Source organism: Methanoculleus taiwanensis (assembly GCF_004102725.1).
Lineage (GTDB): Archaea > Halobacteriota > Methanomicrobia > Methanomicrobiales > Methanoculleaceae > Methanoculleus_A > Methanoculleus_A taiwanensis.
The window spans coordinates 221,193-238,754 of the sequence record NZ_LHQS01000003.1; the positions used below are offsets into that span (position 1 = coordinate 221,193).

Annotated in this window: 17 protein-coding genes; 13 read left to right on the top strand and 4 right to left on the bottom strand. The window is 64.2% G+C overall.

The window, feature by feature from the left end; all coding sequences use genetic code 11:
- The first annotated feature begins 108 nt into the window (after positions 1-108).
- On the top strand, positions 109-663 hold the full coding sequence (locus tag ABH15_RS11645; RefSeq protein WP_128694556.1) for a TATA-box-binding protein: 555 nt from the start codon (positions 109-111) through the stop codon (positions 661-663).
- Between the two features lie 18 nt (positions 664-681).
- On the opposite strand, the gene ABH15_RS11650 is transcribed toward ABH15_RS11645, so the two are convergent.
- From ABH15_RS11650 to ABH15_RS11660, 3 genes are read right to left on the bottom strand one after another with little or no spacing between them, the layout of a single operon-like run.
- Positions 682-3,411, bottom strand: coding sequence for a DEAD/DEAH box helicase (locus tag ABH15_RS11650; RefSeq protein ID WP_128694557.1), 2,730 nt, complete (start codon positions 3,409-3,411; stop codon positions 682-684).
- Positions 3,359-4,120 carry a metallophosphoesterase gene (locus ABH15_RS11655; protein WP_128694558.1) on the bottom strand — a complete coding sequence of 254 codons (762 nt, stop codon included), beginning with the start codon at positions 4,118-4,120 and terminating at the stop codon, positions 3,359-3,361. The genes ABH15_RS11650 and ABH15_RS11655 overlap by 53 nt, the downstream gene beginning before the upstream one ends.
- A gap of 9 nt (positions 4,121-4,129) precedes the next feature.
- Positions 4,130-4,903 (bottom strand): hypothetical protein, encoded by a 774-nt coding sequence (locus ABH15_RS11660; RefSeq protein WP_128694559.1) that lies wholly within the window; start codon positions 4,901-4,903, stop codon positions 4,130-4,132.
- A 177-nt stretch (positions 4,904-5,080) separates the two neighbouring features.
- Between ABH15_RS11660 and ABH15_RS11665 the strand changes: the two genes are divergently transcribed.
- The 12 genes from ABH15_RS11665 to ABH15_RS11720 all read left to right on the top strand — a co-directional run bounded on the left by ABH15_RS11665 (position 5,081) and on the right by ABH15_RS11720 (position 16,150).
- Positions 5,081-6,049, top strand: coding sequence for a replication factor C small subunit (locus tag ABH15_RS11665; protein WP_128694560.1), 969 nt, complete (start codon positions 5,081-5,083; stop codon positions 6,047-6,049).
- Between the two features lie 10 nt (positions 6,050-6,059).
- A complete protein-coding gene (locus tag ABH15_RS11670; protein ID WP_128694561.1) occupies positions 6,060-8,162 on the top strand; it encodes a minichromosome maintenance protein MCM in 2,103 nt (700 codons plus the stop codon).
- Positions 8,163-8,331: 169 nt separating this feature from the next.
- Positions 8,332-8,685 (top strand): dihydroneopterin aldolase family protein, encoded by a 354-nt coding sequence (locus tag ABH15_RS11675; RefSeq protein WP_128694562.1) that lies wholly within the window; start codon positions 8,332-8,334, stop codon positions 8,683-8,685.
- Complete coding sequence (locus tag ABH15_RS11680; protein WP_128694563.1) at positions 8,657-9,487, top strand: TatD family hydrolase; 831 nt, start codon at positions 8,657-8,659, stop codon at positions 9,485-9,487. The genes ABH15_RS11675 and ABH15_RS11680 overlap by 29 nt, the downstream gene beginning before the upstream one ends.
- 46 nt (positions 9,488-9,533) lie before the next feature.
- A complete protein-coding gene (locus ABH15_RS11685) occupies positions 9,534-9,827 on the top strand; it encodes a DUF424 domain-containing protein (protein WP_128694564.1) in 294 nt (97 codons plus the stop codon).
- A 4-nt stretch (positions 9,828-9,831) separates the two neighbouring features.
- Complete coding sequence (locus ABH15_RS11690) at positions 9,832-10,875, top strand: 60S ribosomal export protein NMD3 (protein ID WP_128694565.1); 1,044 nt, start codon at positions 9,832-9,834, stop codon at positions 10,873-10,875.
- A gap of 2 nt (positions 10,876-10,877) precedes the next feature.
- Positions 10,878-11,747, top strand: a complete 870-nt coding sequence (locus ABH15_RS11695; protein WP_128694566.1) for a class I SAM-dependent methyltransferase — start codon at positions 10,878-10,880, stop codon at positions 11,745-11,747.
- The gene (gene coaBC / locus ABH15_RS11700; protein WP_128694567.1) at positions 11,744-12,883 is read left to right on the top strand and encodes a bifunctional phosphopantothenoylcysteine decarboxylase/phosphopantothenate--cysteine ligase CoaBC; all 1,140 of its coding nucleotides are present in this window, start codon (positions 11,744-11,746) and stop codon (positions 12,881-12,883) included. Before ABH15_RS11695 ends, coaBC begins: the two co-directional genes overlap by 4 nt.
- Positions 12,865-13,722: a pantoate kinase gene (locus ABH15_RS11705; RefSeq protein WP_128694568.1), complete on the top strand. Its 858-nt coding sequence runs from the start codon at positions 12,865-12,867 to the stop codon at positions 13,720-13,722. The genes coaBC and ABH15_RS11705 overlap by 19 nt, the downstream gene beginning before the upstream one ends.
- 2 nt (positions 13,723-13,724) lie before the next feature.
- Positions 13,725-14,456, top strand: coding sequence for a 4-phosphopantoate--beta-alanine ligase (locus ABH15_RS11710; protein ID WP_128694569.1), 732 nt, complete (start codon positions 13,725-13,727; stop codon positions 14,454-14,456).
- Positions 14,443-15,459: an AAA family ATPase gene (locus ABH15_RS11715; protein ID WP_128694570.1), complete on the top strand. Its 1,017-nt coding sequence runs from the start codon at positions 14,443-14,445 to the stop codon at positions 15,457-15,459. Before ABH15_RS11710 ends, ABH15_RS11715 begins: the two co-directional genes overlap by 14 nt.
- Positions 15,434-16,150, top strand: coding sequence for a class I SAM-dependent methyltransferase (locus ABH15_RS11720; protein WP_128694571.1), 717 nt, complete (start codon positions 15,434-15,436; stop codon positions 16,148-16,150). Before ABH15_RS11715 ends, ABH15_RS11720 begins: the two co-directional genes overlap by 26 nt.
- Here ABH15_RS11720 and ABH15_RS11725 read toward each other — a convergent pair.
- Entirely contained in the window at positions 16,147-17,484 is a 1,338-nt protein-coding gene (locus ABH15_RS11725) for an AIR synthase-related protein (protein WP_128694572.1), read from the bottom strand. The genes ABH15_RS11720 and ABH15_RS11725 overlap by 4 nt on opposite strands.
- Between the last annotated feature and the right edge of the window lie 78 nt (positions 17,485-17,562).

The window sequence follows — 17,562 nt, forward strand, 5'->3', positions numbered from 1 at the left end:
GGCCCGCAGGTTTTTAAGCGTATAGCCAGCTGCCGCACCGATACGATAAGCAGGTACCCATAAAGATATTCCATTAGTATTATGGTTTAAAAAACGATACTCATATCGATGGATGAAAAGGGATACGAGTCACTGAAAATCGAGAACATCGTAGCCTCCGGTGTTATTGCTGGCTCAATAGACCTCGCGACCGTTTCCGAAAAAATAAAAAACTGCGAGCTGAACACCAAGAGGTTCCCGGGCGCCGTCTACCGGATCGAGAATCCCAAGATAGCATCCCTGATCTTCTCATCCGGCAAAGTCGTGCTCACCGGTATTCGGAACAAGGAAGACCTGCACACGGGACTCAATATCATCATCGAATCTCTGAAGGAGGCCGGCGTCGACGCCTTCGACGAGCCGCAGGTCGCGATCACGAATATCGTCTGCTCGTACGATATGGGGAAGTACATCAACCTCAATAAAGTCGTCATCACCTTAAACCTCGAGAATATCGAGTATGAACCCGAACAGTTCCCGGGACTCGTATACCGCATCGAAAACCCGAAGATCGTGGCCCTCCTCTTCAGCTCCGGCAAGATCATCCTGACCGGCGGAAAGAATATGGACGATATCAAGCAGGGACTCGACTTCCTCGAGCAGCGCCTCGAGAGTATCCTCTAATCCCTTCGATACTTTTCTTCACCAGTAACGGTGTGTTTTGACATAGTTCCGCTCGGCCTTCAGGATCTCCCGGTAAAAGGAGTCTCCTTCGGCGAGCGTCGCGAGGATGCGCGAGGCGACCTCCGGCCCGACGCCTTTCGCCGCGAGAGCCACGACCGCCTTCTTCCCGCTCGAGAGCACGATATTCGCGTTCCGGAGCAGTCGCACCTCGAGAGCTCGCTCTTCCTCGGTCTTCTTCTGCTTCTTTGCGGCGGCGATCATCGGCTCGTCCCAGGGCTTTAAGGCCGCTACCAGCCGGGCGTTGCAGAGCGGGCACTGCGGTCTATCCGGCACCCGCTCGACCGTCGTTTTGCTCTTCCACTTCCGGCAGTTCATGCAGAAGAGGATGACGTCCTCTTTCTCGAGGCGGCGCATCAGGGTGCCGATCACCGCCTGGTCGACCGAGAGGGGAGCGATCATATCGCGTGAAGACGAGAGCCCCTCGCTCCCGAGGGGGCTGAGTGCCCCGATTGTAACCGCGATCCTGCCGTCGTGAATCGCGGCAAGGATAGCCGCCGCCGCGTCAACGTCCATGTAGTCGCTGAAGAGCTCCCGGTAGGCCTCCGCTGCGACGACCGTATCGTCGAAGAGGTCGATGAGCCGGTGGATGCTGATCCGCTCGTAGTCGGCATCGGCGTCGATGGCGCCGAACTTCTTCGCGACCTGCACGAGCTTCCATTTAAAGAGCGCCGTCCGCTTCAGCGCGAGCTTCAGGACGCCGCCGACGTGTGCCGGATCGAGCCCGGCAAGCATCTCCTGCACCTCAAGCGCACGGACGCCCGACGGGAGTCGGAGCAGGATCCGGTAGGCGCCGACCTCGATCCCGACGCTCGTCCCGTACCGGGCCGAGATCAGGACGGAAAGAGCGCGGGCAAGAGCCTCGTTCGCTTTGTGCCCGCCGCAGATGTTGCAGACCACGCCCTCCGTCGTATTCTCGAGGGTGACGAGGGTATCGGACGGCACCGGGAAGTGCCCGCCGTCCACCCGGGCGAGGAAACCGGCGGCGTACCGGACGGCATGCGGATCGGCGGCGTACCGGAGGAACTCCCGGGTTCTCCGGAGAGCCCCGACTTCGTCTGCCACGGGGTAGGGAACCGGGATCTGCTCGCCTTCCCAGGACGGAACCTCGCCTTTCGCCTTCGTCGCCGGCTCGACCGAGATCTTGCCGCTCTCCATATCGAGCACCCGCCAGAGCTGGCCTTTCGTGATGAAGACGGCGCCGGTATGCACCCACCCGATCACGAACGACTCATCAAGCGTCCCGACTGTCCGGCGGGAGACGATATCGAAGATCTCGACCTTCCGCTCGTCATGGATCATCGAGAGGTTCTCGGTGAGGTAGCGGCGTGCCCGCGCCGTCCTGATAATCCGGGTGCCGTCCCGCCGTATCAGCCGGTGTTCGGCCATCTGGGTGCAGACCGATTCTAAGAGCTCGCTGCAGTTCTCAAAGCAGCCCGACCCGGCGAGGATCTGCTCCACCCGGGCAAGCTCGATCTCGCCGTACTCGACCGCGATCGCCGCCACCTGATTCGCCATGACGTCGGCGGCGTTCACCGGCGGGCGGATATCCTCGCACTCGTTCGCCCGGGCGCGGCGGGCGATGACCAGCGACTCGAGCAGGTCGTCAAACCCCGTCGCGAGGACGGTGCCGTGCGAGATCGTATCGAGACGGTGCCCCGCCCGGCCGACCCGCTGGACGAGTCGTGAAACCTGCCGCGGCGAGCCGAACTGGAGGACATGCTCGATATGCCCGATATCGATCCCGAGCTCCATCGACGAGGTGCTGATGAGCGTGCGGATGGCGCCGCGGCGGAACCGGTCCTCGGCATCGACCCGGACGTCCTTCGAGAGCGAACCGTGGTGCACCTCGACGTCGCCCCGGGTGAAGAGGTGGTGGCCGAGCGCCTCGGCGGTCACCCGTGTGTTGACGAAGACCAGGGTCGAACCGAGCCGGTCGAGGCACTTTCCTACCGACCGCGCCTGCGCCGAGAAGTCGTCGCCGATGAACCGGACGGAGATATCGAGGTGCGAGGCGACCGGCACCTCGACGAGCGAGAACGGCCGGGCGCCGACGAGGAACCGGCCGATCGCGGCGGGGTTCCCGACGGTCGCGGAGAGGCCGATCCGCTGGAACTCACCGGCGTGGGCGGCGATGCGTTCGAGCGCCACCGAGAGCTGGGCTCCGCGCTTGCTGTCCGCAAGTTCGTGGACTTCGTCGACAATGACGTAGCGGACGTTTTTGAGGTGCTTTTTGAGCCGCGAGCCCATGAAGAGCGCCTGGAGGGTCTCCGGCGTCGTGATCAGGAGATCGGGCGGCGAGAGCGCCTGCTTCCGCCGTTCGTTCTGCGGCGTGTCCCCGTGCCGCACGCCGACCGAGAGCCCGAGCTCTCTGCACCACCACTCCATCCTTGATAAGATATCGCGATTGAGGGAGCGGAGCGGCGTTACGTAGATCGCCTTGAACCCCTCGCCGACGGTCGAGAGCAGTCGGCTGAAGACCGGCAGCATCGCGCTCTCGGTCTTCCCGGTTCCGGTCGGGGCTATCAGGACGAGGTTATGATTGTCGAGGAGGAGCGGGATCGCCTGCTCCTGCGCCTCGGAGAGGCTGGAAAAGCCGCGCCGCTCGACGACTTCCCGGATCTTCTCATCGAGCAGGTCAAGCGCCGTCGTCGGGACTGAGCGAGGCCGGGGTTCCGAGATAGGTTCCATCTGCCAGGTATACCTCTGCGGTTGTTTCGTTCATGCACCGGGAAAGCGGCCCGAGGCCGCTTCCCCTGATTCTGAGAATATCGATCCCGCCCGAGAACTCGTTGAACGCGGGGACGAAGAGCAGCCGTGTTGCATCCCGCTCCGGGCACCACTCCTTTCCGAGCAGGCACTCCTCATCGAGCCCGGCATAGCAAAACGCAGGCCGTGCACGGGCACAGCACCCGACCTCGTCCCGGAGCGAGACGACCGGGTGGAGGTGCCCGAGGACGATCAGGCGGCCGAAAAGGTCGGCGGCCGGCCGTGTATGCCCGTGGAGGTAGCCGACGCCGTCGATGACCGCTCCGTCCGCAGGGAGGAGTTCTCCCGGCTCGAGGAACCGGTCGATCCCGCCGTCGTGGTTCCCCGGCACGACCTGGAGAGGCACGACCTTCCGGAAGCGGTCGAGCAGACCCGGAAGTTCGGCGAACTCCTGCCTGCTCGTAACGGGCACGTTGTGCTTGACGTCCCCGAGGAGGAGGAGAAGGTCGGGATCGGTCTCGCGGATGCAGGAGAGCACCCGCTCGACCCTCCTGCTGCTCCGGCTCGAGACGTGCACCCCGTGGCGTGCGAGGCCTGACTCGATCCCGATGTGGAGATCGGCGACCACGAGGACGCGGCGGGTATCCTCGACGAGGAGGGCGGGGCCTGATTCTATGAAGTGGAGGTGCATAATTCTGGACTAGATTCGGCGTATCATCCCGGGAGACGGCGAGTAGCACTCCCCCTCGGCGAGGAGGGCATCGATCGCCTCACCTGCCGCGGATGCCGAGAGGCCTGCCATCACGGCCCGTGCGATCGCGTCGCTCCGGGATAGCCCCCGGGGCCCACTCCCCGCCTCGAGGATCTCCGTGACAACCTCGGCAGCGGTGCGGGGCGCGACTTCGCCGACCGTGATATCGGGTCTGACGCTCGCGAGCGCCGCCCTGACCATCGCCGCCTGTTCGGCGACGAGCGTCGTGCCGCTGCCGTAGAGCCGCAGCGCCGTCTCCAGCCGGTCGTCCCGGTCGGTGCCCCTGATAACCGCCTGCATCATCTCAAGACGCTCGAGCGTCCGTTCGGCCGTCCGCAGGACCCAGAGATCCCGGACCGTGCGGTCGACGACCGTGAGCGTTTCAGGGGTGACGAGCGCCCGTGTCCGCGACCCGCTGCCCATGAGGGATGCCTGTCCCGTCACGGCGACGAAGGCAGGCGGATCAATGTACCCGAGCGTGGCGGCGACGTCCGGACTCTGCCGGCCGGTTGTCAGGGAGAACGCCCCGGTGGGATCGGCTAAGCGGGCATGCATGACGTCGCCGGAGCCTTTTCGTTCGGTCAGCGCACCGACGATGAATATCCGGCGGCACCACGCTCCTCCCGGTGTCACGAGATAGCAGGGGCTCCCCGGCTCGTCGCCGTCCACCGTATAGCGCGATGCGTTGAAATCCCGGGCAAAAACCCGTACTGCCGACTCCATCAGGCTGCTCCCATGCCGCCGGGGTGCGGGGCTCGTACTTCCACGCGCACCCCCGGCATTTCCACAGATACCTCTTTCATATATATCTGCCCGCGGACCTCTAAAAGGGATCTTCCCACGGATACTTTCCCGCTCCGGCGATGCCTTTACGATGCCCGGGACCTAACGCTAGAGCAAATGGAAGGGAACCACACGATCTGGATTGAGAAGTACAGGCCGCGGAAACTCGACGACATCGTGGGGCAGAAAGAGATCGTAGTCCGCCTTCAATCGTATGTGAAGAGCGGCAGCCTTCCGCACCTTCTCTTCACCGGGAGCGCAGGTGTCGGGAAGACCACGGCGGCGGTGGCTCTCGCACGTGAGTTCTTCGGCGAGGCCTGGCATATGAACTTCCGGGAGATGAACGCTTCGGACGAGCGCGGGATCGACGTCGTCCGGAACCAGATAAAGCAGTTCGCCCGCACCTCCCCGCTCGCCGGCGCCACGTTCAAGATCCTCTTCCTCGACGAGGCGGACGCACTGACGACCGACGCGCAGGCGGCCCTGCGGCGGACGATGGAGACGTATGCGCACACCTGCCGGTTCATCCTCTCCTGCAACTACTCCTCGAAGATCATCGACCCGATCCAGAGCCGGTGCGCCATCTACCGGTTCAGGCCGCTCGACCGCGACGCGGTCGTCGAGGAGGTGCAGCGGATCGCGGCGGCAGAAGGGCTCACCGTCACCGAGGGCGGGCTTGACGCCGTCGTCTACGTCGCGCAGGGAGATATGCGAAAGGCGATCAACGCACTCCAGGGGGCGGCTATCGTCTCTCCCACAATCGATGAAAGCATGATCTACGCGATCACCTCGACGGCACGCCCCGAAGAGATCAACGAACTCCTCGACCTCGCCGTCGCGGGAGACTTCGACGGGGCGGAGCGGTCGCTTGAGGATCTCGTCCGCGGCCGCGGCATCGCACCGAACGAGCTCATCAACCAGTGTTACCGCACGCTGATCAAGCGCGATATGAACAGAACGCTCAAAGTCGAGATGATCGACGCTCTTGGAGAGACCGATTTCCGCCTGAGCGAAGGGGCAAGCAGCGAGATCCAGCTGGAGGCGATGGTCGCCCGGTTTGTCCTCTCCGCACAGAAGTATACATGAGGAAGGATACGTGCCCGAAGAACTGGAAGTAGAAGTCACCGACGTCGTCAGCGAGTGGACGAAGTTTTTGAAGAAGCAGTACAAGCGGGAGCTTGCGGAACTCGCCCGCGAGTACCCGCACAAGCGGTCGCTCTATATCGATTACCGCAAGATCCTGAATAACAAGCTCGCGTTCGAGCTTCTCCGGGTTCCCGGCAAGGTCATCTCGGATATCAAGGACGCCATCATCCAGAACCGGCTCATCAAGCTGAAAGACGGGCGGGAACCGTCGGAGATTAACATCCGGTTCAACAATCTCCCCCAGAAGGTGAACGCCCGCGATATCCGGGCAGACCAGATCAACACCTTCGTCAGTATCGAGGGGATCCTCCGGAAGACCACCGAGGTCCGGCCGCGGCTCGTGGATGCGGTCTTCCGGTGCAAAGCCTGTGGGAAGAACACCGACCCGCTCCCGCAGAACTACTCCAGGTTCGAAGAGCCGGAGTTCTGCCCGCACTGCGAGCGCAAGACCAGGATGGATCTCGTCCTGAACCGGTGCCGGTTCGTGGACGCCCAGAAACTCCGTATCCAGGAGTCGCCGGAGGGGCTTCGCGGCGGCGAGCAGCCGCAGACGCTCGATATCGACGCCACCGACGATCTGACCGGGATGGTCGCCCCCGGCGACCGCGTCGTGGTCAACGGTATCCTCCGCTCGATCCAGCGGATCAACTACGGGCAGAAGAGCACGCTCTTTGACATCTACGTCGAGTGCAACTCGATCGAGGTGGCGGAGAAAGAGTTCGAGGAGGTCGAGATCTCCGAAGAGGACGAAGAGTCGATCCGGTCGCTCGCCCGCGACGGTTCGATCTACAAGAAGATCGCCCGCTCGATCGCCCCGACGATCTACGGAACCGACGATGTGAAGGAGGCGATCGCGCTCCAGCTCTTCGGCGGGATCGCAAAGGAGATGCCGGACGGCTCCCGTCTCCGCGGCGATATCCACCTGCTGCTCGTGGGCGACCCGGGTATCGCGAAGTCCCAGATCCTGCGTTACGTGGTCAAGCTCTCGCCCCGCGGGATCTACACGAGCGGCAAGTCCTCGACGTCCGCCGGTCTCACGGCAACCGCCGTAAAGGACGAGTTCGGCGACGGCCGCTGGACGCTCGAGGCAGGAGCACTCGTCCTCGCCGATATGGGTGTCGCAGCCGTCGACGAGATGGACAAGATGGCGAAGGAGGACCGGAGCGCTCTGCACGAGGCGATGGAGCAGCAATCTATCAGCGTGGCGAAAGCCGGGATCACGGCGACGCTGAAGTCGCGGTGCGCCCTTCTCGGTGCGGCGAACCCGAAACTCGGCAGGTTCGACCAGTTCGTCCCGATCGCCGAGCAGATCAATATGCCGCCCTCGCTCCTCTCCCGGTTCGACCTCATCTTCGTGATGGCCGATCAGCCCGAAGCCCAGCGGGACGGGGCGATCGCGAACCATATCGTCAAGACGCACGCGGTCGGCGAGCTCATCAAGCAGCACGCCTACAATCCGATCCCCGACGTCGACGAGGCGTACATTCAGCGGGCGCTCGCGCCGGTCATCCCCGATATCGACCCGGTGCTCCTCCGGAAGTATATCGCCTTCTCAAAGCGGACGTGCTTTCCCATTCTCTCGGAAGGCGCGAAGGATGCGCTTATCCAGTACTATATGAAACTCCGAAACCTTGCGAGCGGGAACAAGCCGGTCCCGGTCACCGCCCGGCAGCTCGAGGCGCTCGTCCGTCTCGCCGAGGCGAGCGCCAGGATGCGCCTTTCGAACACCGTCGATACCACCGACACCGACCGGGTGCTGCGGATCGTGGATACGTGCCTCCGGCAGGTGGCCTACGACGCCGAGAGCGGGAGCTTCGATATCGACAAGCTCGTCACGGGCGTCTCGAAGTCGCAGCGCGACATAATCCGGACGGTCAAGGAGGTCATCAGAAGCGCCGCCGGCGACGGCGGCATGGCCCGCACCGAAGATGTCTTCGATACCCTCGTCAAGCAGGGTTTCGCCCGCGAGAAGATCGAGGCCGCAATCGAACAGCTCCGCCGCGGCGGCGAGGTACTCGAGCCCCGGCACGGGTTCGTGAAGGTTATCGGGTAGGCAGGGCCGACAGGACACCATTTTTTGGCTCTCAATTTCCATCACTGAGCTGCCAGAAGAGCACGTCATCGCCTTTCAACCGGACGGACGAATACAAAAATCCGTTCCGGAAAAATCCCCCAGACCCCATCCCCAATACTATTTACTTGAAAGGTGCGTACCTGTATCCATGATTACCGACCGCGAAAAGGCGGCCTTCGAAGCCGGAATCAAGCTCGGGGCGCTCTACCACCAGTTCGTCGGAACGCCGATAGCACGGGAGACCGCCGGGGCAGTCGAGACCGCCATCGAGCAGGCCGTCGGGCTGCAGCCGTTCGTGCAGGAGATTACCGTCCGGCTGAACCGCGAGATGATGGTCTCGAACCGGTTCGGCTACTCCGAGCTCGCCGGGAAGATGTTCGACGTCGCGATCCGGACGGAGGTCGGCGCCGCGTCCTGCAGGGCGACCCTCCGGCTCGAAGACGACTACCCCATGATGGCGATCACCGAGATCCATGAAGCCCCCGGCAATACCGATCACTGACGATCATATCCACATCGACCCCGTCAACGGCCGGGGGCTCGAGGCGGCGAAAGACTTCAAGCGCTCCGGCGGCACCCATATCTTCCTCGTCACGAAGCCCTCCTGGTCGCACGGCGTCGAGCCGTCTTCGGGCGAGGATTACCGGGAGGTCTATGAGGCGACGCTCCGGACGGCGGAGCTCGTGCGGGAGATCGGTCTCGTTGTCTTCCCGGTGCTCGGCGTCCACCCGGCGGAGCTCACCCGCATGGCCGACCGGCTCGGGGTAACCGGCGCGGCCGATGTGATGCAGGCAGGGCTCGATACCGCGGCGGAGTACGTCCGCGAAGGCCGTGCCGTCGCCCTCAAGAGCGGGAGGCCGCACTACGAGGTTTCGGCCGAGGTCTGGGAGGCGTCGAACGGCGTCCTTGCCCATGCCCTCGCCCTCAGCGCGGAACTCGACTGCGCCGTGCAGCTCCACGCCGAGAGCGGTCCCTGCGCCGACGTCGTGGAGATGGCAAAACGTGCCGGAATCCCGCTCACCCGGGTCGTCAAGCACTTCGCCACCCCCGACACGCCGCTCATGCCGTCGTTCATCGCGAAGCATGAGGCTATCCCGACCCTCGCACGGGAAGGGCGGGCGTTCACGATGGAGAGCGACTACATGGACGAACTCAGCCGCCCGGGCGCCGTCATCGGCCCGAAGTCGGTGCCCCGGTTCACCCTCCGCTACTTGCAGGAAGGGTTGATCACGGAAGAGGACGCCTGGCGGATACACCGCGACACCCCGGGCAGGACGTACGGCGTCGCGATCGAGCTGCCGTGATCGGGGCGGCTCACCTTTTTCACCAATCCCGCCAAACGGATCTGCGATGTATTTAAAAGTGCACCACATTTCGGGTTCCGGAGACGTGGTGGCAGTCTGCGACCGTGAGTTGCTCGACACAACCCTCTGCCACGGCGACGTGGAGGTCTGCGTCACCAGAGGGTTTTACGGGTCAGAGACCGCCACCGAAGAGGAAGTCAGGCGTGCTCTCAAGGGCGCGGCGAACGTCAATCTCATGGGGAAGCGCGTTGTTGCTATCGCCATCGACATGGGCCTGATCACCCGCGAAAACTGCATTATGATCGGGGATATTCCCCATGCCCAACTATTCAGGATCTAACGATATGGATATCCAGAAAGCATTCTGTCCGCGCTGCGGAGAACCGGCCGAAGAGGGGCTCTGCCCCCGGTGCCGGGTGGCCGATACCGAGTGGCTCGTCTGCGAGCCACGGATAACGACAATATACTGTCCGACCTGCGACTCCCAGAAACGCGGCAAGACCTGGTCGGACCTGCAGATGGAACGCTCCGAGCTGATCGGCGATCTCGCCGTCTCGGCGGTTCACCTCCACGAGGACGTCAGGAACGTCTCGATCACCATCCGGTCGGAAGAGCCGACCCCGAACCGGACGAACGTCAGCGTCGGGATCGACGCGACACTCTACGGGCTCCCGGTGAGCGGCGCCTGCCAGGTTGAGATCGTCTGGCAGCGCGAGCAGTGCGACCGGTGCAGCAGGATCAGCGGCGGATACTACGAAGGGATCATCCAGGTCAGGGCAACCGACCGGAAGATCAACGCCTACGAGCGGGAGGTCGCCGCCAGCATCGCACAACAGGCCGAAGACTCGCTGCAGGAAGGCGGCGAGCGGCTTTCGTTCGTCACCAGCATCGACGAGACCCGGGACGGCGTCGATATCGTCGTCGGGTCGCAGCGGATCGGGCAGTATATATCCCAGATGATCACGGGAGCGCTCGGCGGGAGGTTTACCACGCACCCGAAACTGGTCGGCGAGAAGGACGGCAGGACGCTGTACCGGGTCACCTACTCGATCAGGCTCCCGTTCTACCAGAAGGGAGATGTCGTCGTCGCCGGGAAGCGCTACTACGAGATACGGAGCGTCGATACCCAGCATCTCAGCGTCTTCGACCTCGCCACCGGGATTCCGAAGACGCTCCGCGAGGCGGATATCACCCGCCGGATAGGGAACATCCGCGACGCCGAGTCGGCGATCGTCGCCTTCACACAGGGGAACACGATCGGGCTCCTCGACCCGAAGACCTACCAGACGCGGGAGGTGAACGCCGTTCCCTGGCTCGATATCGCCGAAGGCGCTCCCATCCGGGTCGTGCGGGACGAGGAACTGGAGCAGCTCGTCATCGTCGGATAGGCATGAACGCACGGAAAGTTCCGCTCGAAGAACTGCCGGCCCTTGAGGGCGCCGCATGGGTCGACCGGACGCGAAGGCCGTACGTGGAGGGCGGTGTCGCCTGGGTGCCGGTGAAGAACGGGTATCCGGCCGATGCACTCCTTCCCGAGCGGGTGCGGTATGCCGGCAGGGGCTACCACCTGATCGGCGATATCGCCGTCCTCCACGGGCTGCCGGCGACCGGCGACGAGGTCGCCGCGATCGTTCGTCACTGCCACCCTCGCGGCGTCGTCAGGATAGCCGCATACCGGGGGGAGAAGAGGGTTCCGGAGGTCGAGGTGCTCTACGGCACCACCGGCGAGACGGTGCACCGCGAGCAGGGCTACATCTTCCGGCTCGATCCGGCGAAGGTGATGTTTGCACAGGGAAACCGGATCGAGAAGGCCAGGATGGCGGCGGTGACGGAGCCCGGCGAGCGGGTCGCGGACATGTTCGCCGGGATCGGCTACTTCACCATCCCGGTCGCGGCGAGCGGCGGTTTCGTCCATGCGATGGAGCTGAACCGGACAGCCTTTGAATACCTACAGAGCAATAGTATTGCAAACCACGTAGAGGAGCGGGTGCGTGCAGAATGCGGGGATTCCCGGACGCTGCTCTCCGGCTGCTACGACCGGGTTATCATGGGGCACTTTGACGCACCGGCGATGCTCGCGGCTCCCCTCGCCCACGTCCGGCCGGGGAGCGTGCTGCACGTCCACAGTATCGGTTCGGCCGAAGAGGCGATCCGGCAAAGTCTCGCAGAGGCGGGGCTCGCCGGAACGATCGCCGCTCGCCGGATCAAGAAGTACGCGCCCGGAGCGTGGCATATGGTGCAGGATGTGACGATCTCGTGACGATACCGCAGACCCTGAAAGGAAAGACGATCGTTCTCGCGGTGACGGGGAGCATCGCCGCCGTCGAGACGGTGAAACTCGTGCATGCCCTCCGGCGGCGGGGTGCGACGGTGCAGGCGGTGCTGAGCGAAGCGGCGGCCGGGATCATCTCTCCCGACGCCCTGACCTACGCCACCGGGAGGCCTGCGCTGACCCGGTGCGGCGGCCTCGTCGAGCACGTCGTCTACTGCGGAGAGGGCGGCGAGGCCGATCTTCTCCTGATCGCGCCCTGTACGGCGAACACCATCGGGAAGATCGCCTGCGGTATCGACGATACCCCGGTCACGACCTTCGCCACCACAGCACTCGGTCGGGGGCTGCCGGTCGTCCTCGCACCGGCGATGCACGAGAGCATGTACCGCCATCCCGCAGTGACTGCGAACCTCGAGCGGCTCCGCACCTTTGGGATCGATCTCGTCGGCCCGAAGGTAGAGGAAGGGAAAGCGAAGATCGCCGATACCGAGGACATCGTTCTGCACGCCGAACGGGCGCTCTCCAATAGATCGCTCGCGGGGCGGAAGGTGCTGATAACGAGCGGCGCCTGCGCCGAACCGGTCGACGACGTCCGTATCCTCACCACCCGATCGACCGGCCGGATGGGCAGGGAACTTGCGCTCCAGGCGTTCCGGCTCGGGGCGGAGGTGACGGTCGTGCACAGCGGCGAGGTGCCCTGCGTCCGGAACGTCCGCATAACGAGCGCCGCCGATATGCGGGATGCGGTGATGCGCATTCTCAGCGAAGAGGGGGCGGATATCTACATCAGTGCGGCGGCGATCTCCGACTTCGCACCGGTGCGCCGTGAGGGGAAGATCCCGAGCGGTACGCCGGAGACGATCCGGCTAAAGCCGCTCCCGAAACTCCTCGACGAAGTGCTGAAAACCGCACAGCCCGTCACGGTCGCGTTCAAGCTCGGCTGGAACGAGGAGGCGAAAGCCCGCTCGATGCTCGAGAGGGGAGTTCGGATGGTTGTCGTGAACACCCCGCCGGTGATGGGTGCTACGGAAGGTTCGTTCCTCCTCGTGACGGAGGAGGGGAGCGTTCCGGTCGTCGGGGATAAGAGCGAGGTTGCGGAGGCGATATGGACACGACTGCTGTAGCCTTCTGCCCCGGCCACATCTCCGGCTATTTCAGGCGGGTTGAAGGCGATACCCCGGCGACCACGGGGAGTATCGGTGCTGGGATTGTCGTCGACGAGGGCGTGCGTGCCGAGGCTGCCCGTGCCGAAACGGCGAGCGTGACGGTCCGGCGAAGGAGCCGTGCCGGTGCCGTCATCGAGACGATGACCGGGTCGCCCCCGGTGGAGTACGTCCTCGAAAGGCTCGGGGTGACGGCGGCAATCACCACCGAGTGCAGGCTTCCTATCGGCGCCGGATTCGGGATGAGCGCCGCCGCCCTCCTCGCGGCGACGACGGCGATCAACCGCCTTCACAATCTCGGGCTCTCCGCAGGCGAGGTTGCAGCGTTCGCACACGAGGCCGAGGTCGTCCACCGGACGGGTCTTGGGGACGTGGCCGCCTGCCGGGGCGGGGGGTTCGTCTGCCGGAAGGGGCCCGGTATCGACGCCGAGATCGTCCGGCACTACGAACCCGGTGCGGTGATCACCGCGGTGACGCTCGGCCCCCTTTCCACAGCCTCGGTGCTCTCGTCGCCCGGCCGGATGGAAGCAATACGGGCGGCCTATCCGGAAGGGTGTCCGGAGACGCTCGAGGAACTTTTCAGTTTTTCACGAGGGTTTGCCGAGAAGAGCGGGCTTATCTCCCCGGAAGTCCGCTCTGTTCTCGCCGCCTGCGACGAGGCAGGGGTTCTCGCGAGCATGACGATGCTCGGGAACGGCGTCTTCGCCTACGGCGAGGGAGCGGAGGAGACCCTCGCCGCGTTCGGGGAGGTCTTCGTTCTTCGAACCGCCGACCGCGGCGTCCACATACCGGAGGAATGAAGATGATACCGAAAGACCATCCCCGCTACCGTTCCCTGATGGTCAGGGAGCGTCTTAGCCAGTGCGCCAAAGAAGGCATCGTCGCCCTCGAGGGTTTGGCCGCCCACGGACGGGGGGAGGCGTTTGACTATCTCCTCGGAGAGCGGACGACGCCGAGTGCACTCCAGGCAGCCCGCACCGCCGCCGCCCTGCTTCTCACCGCCGACCGGGCGGTTATATCCGTAAACGGCAACACCGCCGCGCTCGCCACCGCCGAAGTCGGGGCTCTTGCGCGGGCATCGGGAGCGGCCGTCGAGGTGAACCTCTTTCACAGGACGGAGGAACGGATCCGGCGGATTACCGCACTCCTCGAGGAGCACGGGGTCGACGTTCTCACCGGCACCCCCGAGCGGCTCATCCCGCTCTCGCACGACCGGGCCTGGTGCCTGCCTGAAGGCATCGGGAGCGCCGACGTGGTGCTCGTGCCGCTCGAAGACGGCGATCGCTGTGCCGCGCTCCGGGCGATGGGCAAACAGGTGATCACGATCGACTTAAACCCGCTCTCCCGGACGGCGCGGACGGCGACGCTCACGATCGTCGACGAGCTGACCCGCGCGCTCCCGAATATCACCGCCGCCTGCAGCGAACTCGATTCAGGAACGGCCGCGAGGCTGGCCGGGTCGCTGGATAATGCATATCTGCTCCGGGCGGCAATAGAAGAGATACAGGAAAGACTCGACCATGCTCTGGATTGAGAAATACCGGCCGAAGAACTGCTCCGAGATCGTCGGCCAGGAACAGGTGATACGCCACCTCGCTTCGTTCGCCGACTCGGGAAACGTCCCGCACCTCCTCTTCACCGGGCCGCACGGCACCGGCAAGAGTGCGAGCCTCGAGTGCTTTGCCCGCCGGCTCTACGGCGATTCCTGGGAGGAGAACACGAGCATCTTCAATGCCGTCGAACTCTTCTCGCGGGGGAAGAGTTACCTTGAGTCGGAGGAGCGTTTTGCCCATCTCTTCCGGAAAGACCAGAGCCTGATCACGAACGTCAAGCAGATCATCAAGTGGTATGCGGCTCTCCGCCCGCTCGACGCCGAGTTCAAACTGATGGTCTTTGAGGATGCGCAGGAACTGACCTTCGAGGCGCAGCAGGCGCTTCGGCGGATCATGGAGCGCTACAGCGCCACCTGCCGGTTTATTTTCCTCACCACCAACCAGTCGGCGATCATCCCGGCGATCACCTCGCGATGCCTGCCGCTCTTCTTCCTCCCGATCGAGACGGAGACGATCCGATCCTGCATGGAGACGATCCTCGCCCGGGAAGAGGCTACAGGAAGGATTGCGCCCGACGACCTCGACCTGATCGCACATGCGGCAGGCGGGGATCTCCGAAAGGCGCTCCTGTACCTGCAGGTCGCGGCCGAGTCAGGAGGGGAGTTCGACCTCGTCGCGATCTCGGGGTCCGAGACCGGGGCGGTGACGGCCTCAGCATTCGAGGCGCTCCGGAACGGAAACTACGAGGCCGCCCGGAAGATCGTCGAGTCGCTGATGATCGACTACGGGCTCACCGGACGGGAGGTCATCCGCGGGCTCGCCCGGGTCGCAAAGCGGGAGTATAATCACCCCCGCATCGCCATCGAACTTGCCCGGGCGGACTACGCGCTCGGCCGTGCCGCAAACGAGTTCGTACAGATGGACGCACTGATCGCAGATATTGTAAGGGAGGCATTCCGTGAAGAAAGTTCAGCAGCACTATGACGACGTCGCCGACATCTATGACGACCGGTACGATCGCGATCAGGGAAGATACTACCATGCGCACATCCGCAGCCAGATAGCGTGCCACCTCCCGAACGAAGGAGTCCTGCTCGACCTCGGGTGCGGGACGGGCCTCTTCGTCCAGGAGTACGTCAGGGCCGGAGGACGGGCGGTCGGGCTCGATATCAGCCCGAAGATGGTCGAGAAGGCACAGCGGCGGTGCAGGGAGAGCGGTTTTGTCGTCGGGACGGCCGATGTCCTTCCGTTCCGCGACAACACCTTCGATGCGCTTGCAAGCCTGCTCGCCTTCAGTTACGTTCCCGACCCCGAGGGCATGCTCAAAGAGGCGTACCGCGTCCTCAAACCCGGCGGCTCGATCGCCATCTGCACGCTCGGCCACAATATCTTTACGAGCGCCGTCCCGTTCATCTACCAGGTCGGCGAGAAGGTCGGGTTAAAGAAGGTCGGCGTCGGGGATTTCGGGGAGCACTACTATAGCGAAAAAGAGATTCAGGAACTGCTCGCCGGAGCGGGGTTCGTCGACGTGGATACGAACCGGTGTTCGTTCGCCCACCTCGCCCTGCGCGGCCCGGTCTTCCGCCTTGCCCGGAGCGTGGAGCCGTTCGTCGAGGAGCATATCCCCTACCTCGCCTACAACGTCTGCGGGTCGGGGAGAAAACCGGAACGTTAGGAGCCGTACTCGGCTCGGAGCCGCTCCAGAATACGCTGTTTCTTTTCGGACGCCGCCGCTGCCGCGCGTTCGACGCCCGCCTTCATCTCCTCGAAATCGCGCTTGTCCTCGTCGACGACTTTCTTCACCGGGGTGTACGCAGACTCCCGGAAACGCGGCGTGAAGTCTGTGATCTCGCCGCCGACGGAGAGGACGGACTCCGGAGCGCCTTCTTCCACGTAGCCGACCTCTTTCATCCGGACACCGGCGGACTCCACGATCCTGATGATCTCCGCCGCCGCTTCACGGGGTGCGACGACGAGGAGGGCGTCGAGCGAGACGCCGAGGTAGTCGATCTCAAGGGCGTCGAGCATCTCGAGCACACGCGGCTCGACGAGGGTGCGGAGGTCGTCCTCGACGACGACGATCCGGCAGCCCGCGGTCTCGGCCATCTCGTAGGCGTCGCCGCGGAGCCCGCCGTTCGTGACGTCGGTCATGGCGTGGATGGCGGGGAGAATATCGCTCGCGATTAAAGCCTCGGCGGCTTTGAGGAAGTGGAGGTTGATCGTCTGCTCGACGACCTCCGGGAACCCTGAGTAGATCGCGGCGGTGGCGATGGTGCCCCCGCCCGCACCCTCGGTCATGAGGAGGACGTCGCCCGGCCGGATCGCTTTCCGGGCGGTGAGGTGGTCGGTTACCCCGACGGCACCGACGCAGCCGGTCATCCGGTTCCCGAGCACCATATCGCCGCCTATCCGGAGCGTCGAGCCGGTGACGAGGGGGACGCCCATCGCTTCCCCGACGGCGCTGACACCTGCGGTGTAGTCGAAGATCTTCGCGACGTCACCGTCGTCGGCGACGTGGATATCGGAGAGGAGCGCTATCGGGCGGGCTCCCATGACGTAGACGTCCCGGAGCGTCGCCCGGGTGACGTGAAACCCGGCGAGGAAGGGGAAGTCGGAGAGGCGGGAGTGCATCCCGTCGACGGTGGTGATGATGTAGGTGCCCCCCGCACTGACGGCGCCGGCGTCGTCCATCTCGTCGACGCCGACCGCCGCCGAGGTGCTGCCGATGATCCGTGCGAGCTGCCGGTGCGCGAAGAAGTCGCCGGAGCCGCGGGATCCGACGCCGAACTCTCCCATCGAGGATCCGGAGGGCTGGAACTCAAAGAGATCGCCCGTCAGCCCGGAGGAGTTCTTCACCTCGGTCAGGACGGCGCGTGCGAAGGCTTCCGCATACGCCGCAGGGACGCGGCCCTGCTTCACCTCCAGGATCTCGTCCCGCAGCAGTTTCACAATCTCATCGTCAGGGATACCGGCGGCAGCATGCCGGCGGCCAAATTCTTCGACGTCCATCCCTAGAGTGGTCGGTGCGGAATACCATAAATGAGGCGGCTTATGCCCTTCGGGGTACGGGTAAAGGTTCTTGCTGTG